The following is a 12,737-nucleotide window of genomic DNA, read 5'->3' as shown; positions in this document are numbered from 1 at the left end:
TGAGTATTTAACTCGATTAAAACAGTAAAAATGACAAATTTATCGTAATGAAACTACATTTTGGATTGAAATCAGGCATAATCAATAAAATAAAATCACATAATCAAACATGAAATCAGTGTAGTAAAAATATCGGTATAACCTAGTTTATTTTCGTTTCATCAGGACTTACGCAAAATTGTCCCAGCAAGGCGTAGCGACGACGACAGTACTTTAGTACGGCTAGGAGCTGCAACGCAGCTGGGGCGGTTTTGCGTAAATCCTATTCATCTCAAATTTAGAATAACTCTGGAGTCAGCATGACCACATTCGTATTATTTGGCGGCACTGGCGATCTCGCCAAACGCAAGATCATTCCCGCGCTGTATAGCGCATTTGTGAACGGTCGTTTAGATGCTGACTTTAAATTTATCGGTGCTGCACGCGAGGTGCTGACGGACGAAGAATTCCGGGTTCGTGTTGCGGCGAGTATTGAGTCACACGGCACTAAGGCGATTGATAAAGATGCAGGCCATAGTGAAAAGACTGCTGCCTTTTTGGCGCTGACGTATTACTCCAAAATTGATGCCCGCGAAGCTGGCGATTTTGACGCCTTAAAAAGTCAACTTAATACCAGCGACACTAATCCGACTTTGTTTTATCTGGCGACTGCCCCCGATATTTTTGTACCAGTAGTAGAGCAATTGTCCAAGCATGGTCTGGTGGAAGGCAATGCCCGGGTTGTATTAGAAAAGCCTCTGGGACGTGATGCGCAATCGGCAAAAGAAATCAACGCATCTTTGCGCACCCATCTGCGCGAAAATCAGATTTATCGTATCGATCACTATCTCGGTAAAGAGATGGTGCAAAACTTGTTGGCGCTGCGTTTTGCCAATGCATTTTTAGAGCCACTCTGGAACCGTAAGTCGATTCAAGATGTGCAGATCTCTATTTCTGAACAGGTCGGCGTCGAGTCCCGTGGTGATTTTTATGATCACACAGGCGCTTTGCGTGACATGGTGCAAAACCATTTATTGCAACTGGTATCGATCGTCGCCATGGAACCGCCAGTCAATGATAATCCCGATGCTATCCGTGATGAAAAGGTAAAAGTCCTGCGCGCATTGCGTAAATTTTCACCGGAAGACATCACTAAAAAGACCGTGCGCGGCCAATACCGAGCTGGCGCGGTAGACGGCAAGCCTGTGATTTCGTATCAGTCGGAACCCGGCGTGCCGCCTGCATCGCGTACCGAAACCTTTGTGGCGATTAAAGCAGAAATTGATAACTGGCGTTGGGCTGGCGTACCGTTTTATTTGCGCACGGGCAAACGTATGGCCAGCCGTAGTGCGGAGATTACGATTAATTTCAAACCGATTCCGTATTCTATTTTTGGCAGCTCGCAAAGTAATTTGCGCTCTAATCGCCTGGTCATTTCTTTGCAGCCGGAAGAAAGCGTACAACTGTTTTTAAAAGCCAAGGAGCCGGGTGAGGGAATTCGTTTGTCTGACGTCGCTTTAAATCTGGATTTTGCTGAAGCCTCTAGTTTGCGTCGGGTGGAATCCTATGAACGTCTGTTGCTGGATGCGATGCATGGCGACCTGACTTTGTTTGTACGTGATGATGAACTGGGTGCCGCATGGGCATGGATTGATCCTATCATGACCGCCTGGCAGAACGACAGCGAGGGTTTGAAATCGTACATTGCCGGTAGTTGGGGGCCATCAGCGTCCAGCTATTTGCTGGCGCAAAACGGTGCAGCATGGGGCGAAGAATATGTTGAAAACTAATAGCATGGTGCTGCATAGTTTTAATGATTTTGCCGAGCTTACTGACGCTTTAGTCGCGCAATGGATAGGTATTATCGATAGTGCAGCAGTTGAGCGACTCCCGGCTTATTTTGCTCTTGCTGGAGGCTCAACACCTGCACCGATATATCGCCAGCTTGATCAATTATTGTCGCAGCGCGATGTGAATAATGTGAACCTAGTTGCGACCGATGAGCGTTGGGTTGAGGACGCCGACGCACAAAGTAATGAAGGTCTGTTCAAAAAAAATATGGCCTCATCGTATCGTCGTCAGTGGAATTTAATTTCATTAAAAAACGATGCAAGTACGCCGGAAGTAGCGACCGAGGCCATCAGTCACCGGTTAGCGCAACAAATCCCACAGCCATTTAATGCCGTGTTGTTGGGAATGGGGGCGGATGGTCATGTCGCTTCATTATTTCCGCAAGCGCCGACCCGGCATGATGATCTGGCTTGTCTGGCCGCCTTACATCCGCAGACGCATCAAAGCCGCATGTCTTTATCGCTGCCACGTTTACTTGATACTGACAGAATCTGGTTAGTCATTACCGGCGCAGAAAAACGTCAGGTTTTAGAGGGAGCATTAGACACTCCTGCGGGTAGCGCTTTACCGATTTCTGTATTGCTGCAAGAAGCTAGCTGTGATGTCGATGTATTTTGGTGTCCTTGATTACCACTAATAGTTCTCTAATTAAAGAGCAACATGCCTAATTCTGCCACCGTACTACAAGACCCAAAACCAATTCCTTCTGAAAAAGGTTTATTGGCACGCATCCGCACGGCCAGCACGGCGCTGAGTCGTGCTGAGCGGCAGGTAGCAGAATTTTTGCTGCTCAAACCGCACGATGCATTGGAAATGTCGATACGAGTTTTAGCGCAGGCTTGCGATGTCAGTGAGCCTACGGTTGCACGTTTTTCGCAATCCTTGGGCTTTGACGGATTTAAAAGCTTTAAGCTGGCATTTGCCAAAAGTCTGGCAACTGGCATTCCGTATTTACATCTGGACGTGAATCAGGCTGATCATGTGCGTGATGTGTTGCCCAAGGTATTTGATCGCACCATCGCCGCCTTGATGGAGGCGCGTAATTCTGCCAATACAGCGACCTTTGAGGCGGCAGTCAATCTGCTGTCACGCGCCCGCCGCATTGAGTGTTATGGATTGGGGTATTCCGGTGCCTTGGCGATTGACGCTCAGCTCAAGTTTTTCCGTTTCGGGATTCCTACGACAGTCTTTTGTGATGCGCATTTACAGGCACAATCGGCATCTTTATTAAATAGTGATTGCGTGGTTGTCGCCTTCTCTCGCACAGGCCGTACCCGCGACATGATACGTAGTGTAGAACTGGCAAAAGGTGCTGGCGCCAAGGTGCTGGTGCTATGCGCCAGTGGTGGTCCATTGGCAGAATTGGCAGATGTCCATTTGAGCGTGGATGTAGAGGAAGATCCGGATATTTACACGCCCATGACCTCGCGTCTGGCACATCTGACGTATATCGATGCATTGGCAGTTGCCGTCACTTTACAGCGCGGTCCTGCTGCGATTGATATGTTAGAAAGAGCCAAAGCCAGCATTAGTGAAAAACGGTTGGACAGTAAAATTTAAGGGCGATTTTTTCTGTGGTGAAGGGTTTGGGTTTTTGCGTAAATCCACCGTATAAAATTTACAACAAGTTAATTTAAATCTGCGAAGCTATTCGCTATCCTTTGGCGATTCCCCTGTTTTGGGTAATACTGGGGAAAAACCAGTCTAGGAATTGTCTATGTCAGCCATTGCGATTGAGCAGATTATTCAAGAAGTCAAAGACTTACCCACCTTGCCTGGCGTGGTGATGGAACTTCTCAATACCATTGATCAGGATGACATGAATATCAATGAGTTAGCTCAAAAAGTCAGCCGTGACATCGCGCTTACTGCCAAGACCTTGCGTTACGCTAATTCGGTGTATTACGCCACCATGGTAAAGGTAGCGACAATTCCACAGGCGATCACATTGCTGGGATTAGACACCTTCAAGCAAATGGTAATGATCGCTGCCTTATCTGGCTGCTTTCCGGAAAACAAGTGCAAGGGATTTAGTCATAAACGATTTTGGTACCACTCCAACGCGGTCGCTATCGCGGCAAAGATTTTAGCCCGGCGACTCAACTTTAATCTCGACCTTGCCTTCACCGCAGGTTTGTTGCACGACATCGGTTCGCTAGTCTTAGTGACACATTATTTGTCTGAATACGAGGCAACGATCGCATTCCGCTTAGAACATCAAGTCACGCAATTCGAGGCAGAGCGCCAGGTCTTGGGCATTGACCATGCGGTAGTGGGCGAGGCACTGGCAAACCAGTGGCAGTTTTCTGAACTGATGGCCAAGGCCATTGGCGGTCATCACCAGCCGGACAAACCAGGCCTCGGTTTTTTGGCAACCATCGTGCATGTCGCTGATGGTATTGCGCATGCACTCAACATCAGCACAACACCCGATCACACGCCACCAGAGATTAGCGGCCAGGCATGGGAGAGTCTGGGACTAGATCAAGCATCGCTAGAAGAAGTTCTGGCCGAGGCGCAACTTCAGTTCGATAAACTGAATGCTGAAATGGATGTTTGATTGTTTAGGGTGCATGTGATACTGGTAGTAAGTATATTTAATCGTCCATAGAATCATTGGTCTGTAAGCTGATTTTAATAAAATTAAGAGGGAGTATATGGATTTCTCCTCGCTGAAAAGAGATTTTGAGTCTTCGCTAACGCGCTCCACTCAGTCACCGCAATATCTCAAAAGCTAGCCCGGCATACAATGCGTATTTGCCTCCATCCTGCAATTTGTTCTCCACTATTTAGCTTCATTTTGATTTAATTCTGCAACTGGGTTCCCCAAATCATGATGCAATCCCTGATCCACCTGGCACAACAATACGGCTTGATTATTGTTTTCGGCAATGTCTTGCTGATGCAATTAGGCCTGCCTTTGCCGACAGTTCCTACCTTAATTATTTCTGGCACATTGGCTGCCGATGGTCAGGTATCGCTGGCAGCCTTACTTGCGGTCACGCTGCTGGCCAGTTTGATTGGCGATACCGTCTGGTATCTGATCGGTCAACGTCACGGTGTGCGGGTGATGCGCCTGTTATGTCGCTTATCTTTATCCCCAGATTCCTGCGTCAGACAAACCGAAACCCGGTTTGAGCGCTGGGGTTTGAGTACTTTGCTGATCGCCAAATTTGTACCGGGTTTATCGCTGATCGTCGCGCCAATGGCAGGAGCTTTGCGTTTGCCATTGCTAGCTTTTTTATGTTTTGATGCAGTCGGTATTTTATTGTGGGGCGGGATAGCCATCGGTGCTGGCTGGTTGTTTCATCCCGATATTGAGATGATCAGCCGGCATCTGCTGGAGATGGGCAATGGCGCTTTGGCGCTATTGGGCATTGCGCTCATTTTGTACGTCAGCTACAAATGGTGGCAACGCTGGCGTTTTCAAAAAATCCTGAACATCACTAGGATCAGCGTCAATGAATTAGTAGATCTGATGGCAGCGGGGAAAACACCTGTGATCGTCGATATCCGCTCTTCATCCGTACGCAATCTGGATACCCGTCACATCCCCGGTGCCAGAATGATCGCTTTAAACGAATGGCAAACCTTAATACCTCATGTGCAGCAAGACAGCGATATCGTCGTCTACTGCAATTGCCCTAACGAAGCCTCCGCCGCGCAAATGGTGAAATTGCTGATGGGACGCGGCTACACCAGAGCAAGGCCGTTGCTAGGTGGATTAGACGCGTGGGAGAAAGCCGGGCAGGCGATACATACTCTGGATGCTTGATATGTTCTTCTTCTTATTGCTATAGCTACCTCAAAAACATATTGTTTCTATCGATAACATGACTAAAACAACTAGGACTTTTCTCTTTTTGTTGGCTTTGTTAATTCCTAGCATGGCTTTGCCTCATGCTTGCCTTCCACGACCAGATATTAAAGACATTAACAAACTGAAAACGGCTGCACAAGGTGGTGATTTCGCTTCAATGACCACGCTTGGCTGGTACTACGAACTAGGATTCGGAGTTGAGCAAGACTATACGCAATCTAGCTTTTGGTACAAGTTAGCAGCGGATAACGGAAATGTTTTTTCACAACGCAAAATTGCTATCAATTATGAGTTGGGTCAAGGTGTTAGTTATGATCATAAAGAGGCAATTCGTTATTATAAGATTAGCCAGTCGGCTCAGAAGGAAGACCTATACTCTGGTTCAACGATTCTGATGCTGTTCCAAAATTCAAAAAAGCATCATGACTTCTCAACTGCTTTTGAATGGTTGGAGCTTTGTGCAGAATCCAATATGCAAAAATGCCAGTTCGAGCTTGCTCGCAACTATCGATACCAAGGCGGAGTGGTAGACGTTAACTACTCAAAAGCGATGAACTGGTTTATCCGATCAATGCAAAGCGGGATGGCGGTTGAATCCATACGTCAAGAACCGTAGGCTTATGAAATCGGGAAAATTTATGTCGAAGGTTTAGGGGTACAGAAGAACTATGCAACGGCCCGCGATTGGTACGATAAACAAGCTGATAATGAGTACAGCCTATACGGAATCGGACAATTATATGCGCAGGGTTTCGGTCAGCATCAAGATCAAATAAAAGCAATTTCCTGGTACCAAAAAGCGGCTGAAAAAAACCTGTTTTTGGCGGCATACGCTATATGTGGATTGACCCAAAAAAATCTGAATCGTGCAGCCGATATAGTCGAATCGGCACAATGTTATGCCGAGACTGTTAAGAAGAATAAATATATAAATAAAGTGGACGATCTACAGCAAAAAGAAAATGATCAATTGGTAGTCGAAAAAATTATTCATCTTTTGAGCGAGAGTAAAGAACCGATTAGAGATCCCAAAACCTATTTCGAACTCATCAAAAAAAATGCTGAGAACGGCAATGAGAAGAATATGGGGATATTGGCAGTTTTATACTACTTTGGCTATGGAGTTGAGTATAGCGAGGTGAAAGCAAAGGCAATATTGCGGTACACGATTACAACACACCCGAAAACAAAAGAAGGTCTCATTGCAAGCTTTTTTAGCTCCAAATATATTGATTCTCAAGACGGATTATTATATTTTCAAGAAGGGTTTTTGTACGACTCAATGGTAAGAGATGGATTTTCACAAGCGTTGAACAAATGGGTCGATATTCCAGCGTTTCAACAACCAAGTTGCGTTTGACACGCGTTGTGGATCAACAAGGTTTGGTAGTACTGAAAATAATGCCGCTTAGGAATTGCTTAGGTTTATATCGACCACGTGCTGTTTGTTATTTTTTCATTCAACTAGTTTTGAACTACTGTAATCAAAGTTGCTTTGCCTGGAAAGTATTGCACTGATCGACTTTGCCGCTCTCCAATCCGCGACTAAACCAGCGCACCCTTTGTTCTGACGTGCCATGCGTGAACGAGTCTGGCACGACCTGACCTTGTGCCTGACGTTGCAATGCATCGTCACCAATCGCGGTTGCTGCACTCAAGGCGGTTTGTACATCACCGCTTTCTAATATGCTGCGTGACTGGTTGGCGTGGAACGCCCAAACACCTGCAAAGCAGTCCGCCTGTAATTCCATCCTGACCGACAAAGCATTGCCCATCACTTGTGATGCGCGTGATCTCGCCTCATGTACTTTGTCGGAAATGCCCATCAGATTCTGTACATGATGTCCGACCTCATGTGCGATCACATAGGCTTGCGCAAACTCACCGCTGACATGAAAACGATCACGCATTAGGCGATAAAAGCTCAAATCGATATAGACTTTTTGATCCACCGGACAATAAAAAGGCCCGGTCGCGGTCTCGCCTTTACCGCAAGCAGTAGAGGTACTATTATTAAAAATGACTAAAACTGGTTTGACATATTGCTTACCGCTGGCGCGGAACATTTCAGTCCACACGTCTTCCGTATCACCCAGTACGGTTTTTACAAAGTTAGTTTCTCTGTCATTAGCAGGCGGGCGATGTGCTTGCGGCTGTTGGCTTTGCTGAGACGATGTGACCGGCGCTGATCCGCCGCTTAACAGGCTTAACACCGTCATTGGATTAATACCAAAAAAATACGAGGCCACCAAAGCGATCACGATCGAACCGATACCAATATGACGTCCGCCAAAGCCACCTCCGCCGCCACTATTGCTGCCATCATCACTATCACCACGACGATCTTCTACATTATCGCTCTCGCGATTGCCTTCCCATTTCATATTATTCCTCCAGCTTGATCATTTTTGAGTGATTTCATCAGGCTTACTTTTTTATACGTAATTCGTTTTAAGCTCAGTGGTTGTCGTCGCGCTCTTCATCATCCATCAGCATCGCATCCCGCTTTTGTCTAACGTGATATGCCGTCAATACAGCATGCGCTACCAAATCTACGGCTGGCCTGGTATTGCCTTGTTTATCTTCCCAGACTTTGGGTGTTAAGGCGCCCGACAACGCGACGGCATCGCCATCACCCAGCGCTAATAACTGATCTTGCAGATCGTCGTTAAAAGCGATGACGTTACAGAAAATAAAGTCACCATCCGGTGTTGGAAGTCGTAGTTTGCAAGTGACATAACTACTGCCGCCTTGTCCTTTACCCTCTTGTGCTTGGCCATACAATCTGCCGGAAATTAATGCATCTATCACTTGAGCCCTGTTATGTGAAGGTTGAAACTAAGTATTGAAAAAATACTGAAGAAACAAATACTGAAATCCAGAGGTGAATTTTTATTTCAGTAGTTGAAAAAAATGTTCAGATTTACGGACTATTTTTTTTGATTCCATGCCGAACAGATCATGCGTTTCTTGCAGTACGAATTCATTGACTTCTTTGAGGTGGAAAATCAGACCACGGAAGTTGGTTCCCAAATAATCAAACGGTGCCAATTTGGTTTTTACCGGCACATCAGTTGCCAGTAAGGTACGCAGCTTACGTTCCAGATCATACAAACTTTTCTCATCAAAACTGACAATCGATCCCTTGGGAGTAGGGAAGCTGGTTGAGAATGAAGAGTTTTGTCCCATTGGGTTTTTCAGGGTAATTTTGATGCCTAGTCGCAAAAACTTCGCTATCGCAAAAAAATCATTATCGTCGTACATAGGTTCTCCGGGTGTTTTCTGTTTTTATACTGCCTGCCAATATAGGCTGACTTGTGATTGATCAATCTGCAAACTAAACATGAAAAAGACCAGCGATCAAAGCATCAGTAGCTTACGTCTTTCATATTCGGTCTTGATGATAAAGCGTTGAATCGCGACTTCCATCACATGTGGTAATTTTAAAAATTTGACGCCTATGCGATAACGGCCATTGCCATCACGACTAATCAAGGTGACATGCCGAATTTGTCCGGGACAGATCAGGACATTTTTATCGGATAACTGGATTTCTAACTGCGCGATTTTATCGTCTGATCGCAACGGCGTTTCGCCATACACGGTGGCGGCAAAACCACCTACGCTCAAATCATGTAGTGCCAGATCATATAGTTGGCTATCTTCTTCCATGAGTAATTTCACTCTTAGAGGATTGACCACCGGCAGAGCATTACGATAACTCTCGCGTCTTTGCAGACGGACGATACGTTCTGGTAAAGGGACCCAAAACGCATCTTTATCACCCCATAAAAACCGATTCGGCTCTATCCCGGAAAATTGCACGCGTATCCCATCCGGCAGTGCTAAAAACGTGCAACTAGCTGCTTTTTCTAACAGTTTGTTCGCTCTTTCATCGCCACCCAGATCAAAAATCAATGCCTCTGCTCTGGCCTCTAACAGCAAGCTCAATATAAATTCATTACCGCCATTAAAATAAACGGTCACAGGTTCCCGGCGATGGATCAGATCATTCAGTATGTTCAGGATCTCCATTCGCCCAAGCAAAAAAAAGCGATCCTCAATTTCGTCATTACTTAAGGACGCTGACATGGGTTTGTCTCCATCAAACGTTGGTGAGTATGACCATACCCTTTGCTGTTAGGGAGGTCAATACTCTTCAATCCAGATGTTGGATGCAGCTATGTCGATTAGGTACTATGAGGGCGATTATTAAACAGTCAAAATGAAGCGCGCACCGCCTTGTACCACGTGGGCATAGCGGATAGTGCCGCCGTTACCCTGGATCAGTTGCTGCACCATTGCCAGGCCGATTCCGCTACCTTTTTCTTTGGTTGAGAAAAAAGGCGTAAAAATATGAGGAATAAATTCTTCCGGTACACCAGGCCCGTTGTCGGTGACTTCTACCCGCAAACGCCCGCCACGACTCAGTTTGGCGCGTATGACCACTTCGGGCGAGGCTTTTTTGGATGTCGCTTCTTCCGCATTTTTGATGAGGTTAATCAAGGCTTGTTCAAATTGGGCAGGGTCTATCATCAATTCTAGCGATGCCGGTTCTGTTATAAATTCGGCACGTCCGCCACGTTGTGCCCACGCTGGAGAGATTAAGGTGGATAAGCGCTTAAAAAGTGTTGCCAGATGGATACGTTCTGGATGTGCCGCAGGGACGTTCGACAAGCTCCGGTAGCTACCGACAAACTCCGCTAAACCATGCGCGCGGCGACTGATAGCGTCTAAAGCCATGGTCAAGTCCTTGATGCTGTCGGTGGGTAAGCTTGGTTTTAGGTCCTCTAACAAATCATGCGCGGTGCGGGATAAAGATGCCACTGGTGTCAGAGAATTCATAATTTCATGGGTCAGCACATGCACTAATTTTTGCCATGCCTGTTGCGCCTCGGATTGCAGTTCGCTTTCTACCGGCATTAAGGCAATCATCAATCGCGTGTTGCCATGCGTGGTCAAACTGCTGGTTGCAAGTAATGCGCGCTCTAGTCCTTGCTCGGTTTCAAACAAAATCATGCTGCGCTTGCCCACCACTTGCGTTCTCAGCAGATCAAATAATTGCTCAGGCTGAACCGCACGACCTGGGGCGATCAGCCGACGTGCGTTGCCATTCATTGCTTGCACGGGATAAGGCGTGGAGGTGGTATCAATCGAAAACAGGGCAATCGGTGCGTGTTCCAGACTATTTTCTAGTGTGCTTAGATTTTCTTGCAGTGTTGATGAGGTATGCGGTAATGCGGGTGCCACATCGGCTAGGACATGGATTTGGCGTGGTAATAAACCTGCCAGACCAAAACCAAATAGCCAACTACCGATCAACGCTAGTAATCCAGACAATGCCAATAATCGTGCTGTCTGTGCAAGCTGTGTTGCAGTCAAAATATAAGCCGTAGCGCCCGCGGCAAGCATCAAAATCAATACGCCAGAAATGCAGAACAGTTTGCGATATCGATAGCGCGGGTCCGGCGTTGGTGATGCCGGTGACACTGGTGACGTTGGCGATGTTTGCAATATTTCAGTGGGCATCTCAGATGTCATGCTTTTCTAATTTTCGGTACAAAGCAGCGCGACTTAAGCCCAGCAATTTAGCCGCCTGACTAATATTGCCACTAGCTTGCGTCATGGCGCTGGCAATTGTGTCGCGTTCTAGTTTGGTCAGCTTAAATGTATGAACGGTATTCTGAGTATTGTTATCTGGCGCAATCCCCGCTACTTCCGCCATCGCTACCAAAGTCGCGTTTGCAAAGCTTAAGCCAAAATCCTGAAGCTGATAATCTGCCTGCGTTCCTAAGATCACGGCTCTCTCACATGAGTGCCTTAAAGAGCGAACATTGCCCGGCCAATCGTACTCGCATAGCGCGTTCAAAGCGGTATCGCTGAGCTGGCGTGCAGGGCGCTGATATTGATTTTGATATAGCGCCAGATAATGGCTGAGCAAATCAGGGATATCTTCCCGCCGCTCGCGTAAAGGTGCTACGCGCAGGACGATGGTATTTAAGCGGAATAAAAGGTCCGAGCGAAAAATAGAGGGATCAAATAATTTGATCTCGCTTAAATTAGTCGCGCTGACGATACGCACATCAATTTTTTCTGCCTTGTCCATACCGACCGGTGTGACTTCACGCCGTTCTAGCGCGGTCAGTAATTTCGCTTGTGCCCCCAAAGGTAGATTGCCAATTTCATCTAAAAATAACACGCCACCGCGCGCCGCCTGAAAGCGTCCTGCACGGTCGCTACGCGCATCGGTAAAAGCGCCTTTGCGATGACCAAACATATCGCTCTCAAATGTGGTCTCGGGTATCGCGCCCATATCGACCGCTAAAAAATGAGCTGCTTTACGTGGTGACGCTAAATGGATGGCGCGTGCGACCAGCTCTTTACCCACGCCGTTTTCACCCAGCACCATGACATTGGCCTCGGTCGGAGCGACGTTGGCGATCATGGATTTGAGTTCACGCATGCTGGCAGAATTACCCATCAGGTTTGCAAATGCGATGGACGTATCATTATTGCTGACCACATCAGATGTACCTGATATGTCAGATACGTGCGTAGTAGATTTTCTGGCGAGAGCCGTTCCTACCGCTGCCAGTAGTCTGGCATTGTCCCAAGGCTTGGTGATGAAATCACAAGCACCGCGTTTTAATGCCTCCACCGCCAAAGGTACGTCGGCATACGCCGTTACGGCGATGATCGCAGGAGCGGGATATTGTGCCCGCAATAAATCCAGCATCGCCAAACCCTCGCCGCCATCAGTGCGGCCAGCGGTGAAGTTGAAGTCGAGCAAAACGACATCTGGGTGTTCATGCACTAACAAAGTTTTTACTTGTGCAGGCTCGGTCACGACCTTGACTTGCGCATATTTGCGACACAGCAAAAGTTGCGCTGCACAAGCTACATCGGGGTCGTCATCAATGATCAGCAGATGAGGTGCGCTATTAGACATGATTGTGCATAGTTGAAAATAAAGCTGGCTGAGATTTCTGTAGGTGCTGGTAGGATTTTAATTTGCACGGGTCAATGCACAGTCTAGCTTTGATAAAGGACACTAGCAATGATTCGCCAATGCTAACGAGCGTAAAAA

General features: G+C 46.9%; 13 protein-coding genes and 1 pseudogene. 8 read left to right on the top strand and 6 right to left on the bottom strand.

Annotated elements, in window-relative coordinates:
• Positions 1-299: 299 nt before the first annotated feature.
• From zwf to AAKU64_RS08190, 8 genes and pseudogenes are all read left to right on the top strand, one after another.
• On the top strand, positions 300-1,769 hold the full coding sequence (gene zwf / locus AAKU64_RS08225; protein WP_354332960.1) for a glucose-6-phosphate dehydrogenase: 1,470 nt from the start codon (positions 300-302) through the stop codon (positions 1,767-1,769).
• Positions 1,756-2,457: a 6-phosphogluconolactonase gene (pgl, locus tag AAKU64_RS08220; protein WP_354332958.1), complete on the top strand. Its 702-nt coding sequence runs from the start codon at positions 1,756-1,758 to the stop codon at positions 2,455-2,457. Before zwf ends, pgl begins: the two co-directional genes overlap by 14 nt.
• A gap of 33 nt (positions 2,458-2,490) precedes the next feature.
• Positions 2,491-3,390: an SIS domain-containing protein gene (locus AAKU64_RS08215; protein WP_322117913.1), complete on the top strand. Its 900-nt coding sequence runs from the start codon at positions 2,491-2,493 to the stop codon at positions 3,388-3,390.
• Between the two features lie 157 nt (positions 3,391-3,547).
• Complete coding sequence (locus tag AAKU64_RS08210; protein WP_354361986.1) at positions 3,548-4,390, top strand: HDOD domain-containing protein; 843 nt, start codon at positions 3,548-3,550, stop codon at positions 4,388-4,390.
• Positions 4,391-4,663: 273 nt separating this feature from the next.
• Positions 4,664-5,605, top strand: coding sequence for a DedA family protein/thiosulfate sulfurtransferase GlpE (locus AAKU64_RS08205; RefSeq protein ID WP_354361985.1), 942 nt, complete (start codon positions 4,664-4,666; stop codon positions 5,603-5,605).
• 58 nt (positions 5,606-5,663) lie between these two features.
• Complete coding sequence (locus AAKU64_RS08200; RefSeq protein ID WP_354361984.1) at positions 5,664-6,266, top strand: tetratricopeptide repeat protein; 603 nt, start codon at positions 5,664-5,666, stop codon at positions 6,264-6,266.
• Between the two features lie 9 nt (positions 6,267-6,275).
• Positions 6,276-6,452, top strand: a pseudogene (locus tag AAKU64_RS08195) (hypothetical protein); the annotation flags it as partial.
• Positions 6,453-6,587: 135 nt separating this feature from the next.
• Positions 6,588-7,010 carry a hypothetical protein gene (locus AAKU64_RS08190; RefSeq protein WP_354361983.1) on the top strand — a complete coding sequence of 141 codons (423 nt, stop codon included), beginning with the start codon at positions 6,588-6,590 and terminating at the stop codon, positions 7,008-7,010.
• A 124-nt stretch (positions 7,011-7,134) separates the two neighbouring features.
• On the opposite strand, the gene ypfJ is transcribed toward AAKU64_RS08190, so the two are convergent.
• The 6 genes from ypfJ to AAKU64_RS08160 all read right to left on the bottom strand — a co-directional run bounded on the left by ypfJ (position 7,135) and on the right by AAKU64_RS08160 (position 12,599).
• A complete protein-coding gene (gene ypfJ / locus AAKU64_RS08185) occupies positions 7,135-8,034 on the bottom strand; it encodes a KPN_02809 family neutral zinc metallopeptidase (protein WP_354332953.1) in 900 nt (299 codons plus the stop codon).
• A gap of 73 nt (positions 8,035-8,107) precedes the next feature.
• Positions 8,108-8,461 (bottom strand): single-stranded DNA-binding protein, encoded by a 354-nt coding sequence (locus AAKU64_RS08180; RefSeq protein ID WP_354332952.1) that lies wholly within the window; start codon positions 8,459-8,461, stop codon positions 8,108-8,110.
• 81 nt (positions 8,462-8,542) lie between these two features.
• The gene (locus AAKU64_RS08175; RefSeq protein ID WP_322117918.1) at positions 8,543-8,914 is read right to left on the bottom strand and encodes a hypothetical protein; all 372 of its coding nucleotides are present in this window, start codon (positions 8,912-8,914) and stop codon (positions 8,543-8,545) included.
• 96 nt (positions 8,915-9,010) lie between these two features.
• Entirely contained in the window at positions 9,011-9,742 is a 732-nt protein-coding gene (locus AAKU64_RS08170) for a flagellar brake protein (protein ID WP_354361982.1), read from the bottom strand.
• Between the two features lie 120 nt (positions 9,743-9,862).
• A complete protein-coding gene (locus tag AAKU64_RS08165) occupies positions 9,863-11,191 on the bottom strand; it encodes a sensor histidine kinase (protein ID WP_354361981.1) in 1,329 nt (442 codons plus the stop codon).
• Positions 11,181-12,599: a sigma-54-dependent transcriptional regulator gene (locus AAKU64_RS08160; RefSeq protein ID WP_354361980.1), complete on the bottom strand. Its 1,419-nt coding sequence runs from the start codon at positions 12,597-12,599 to the stop codon at positions 11,181-11,183. The genes AAKU64_RS08165 and AAKU64_RS08160 overlap by 11 nt, the downstream gene beginning before the upstream one ends.
• Between the last annotated feature and the right edge of the window lie 138 nt (positions 12,600-12,737).

It is taken from the genome of Undibacterium sp. GrIS 1.8, assembly GCF_040544445.1.
In the GTDB taxonomy this organism is placed as follows: domain Bacteria; phylum Pseudomonadota; class Gammaproteobacteria; order Burkholderiales; family Burkholderiaceae_D; genus Undibacterium.
Note: the sequence above shows the minus strand (reverse complement) of the source record. Positions and strands in the feature narration are given on the sequence as shown.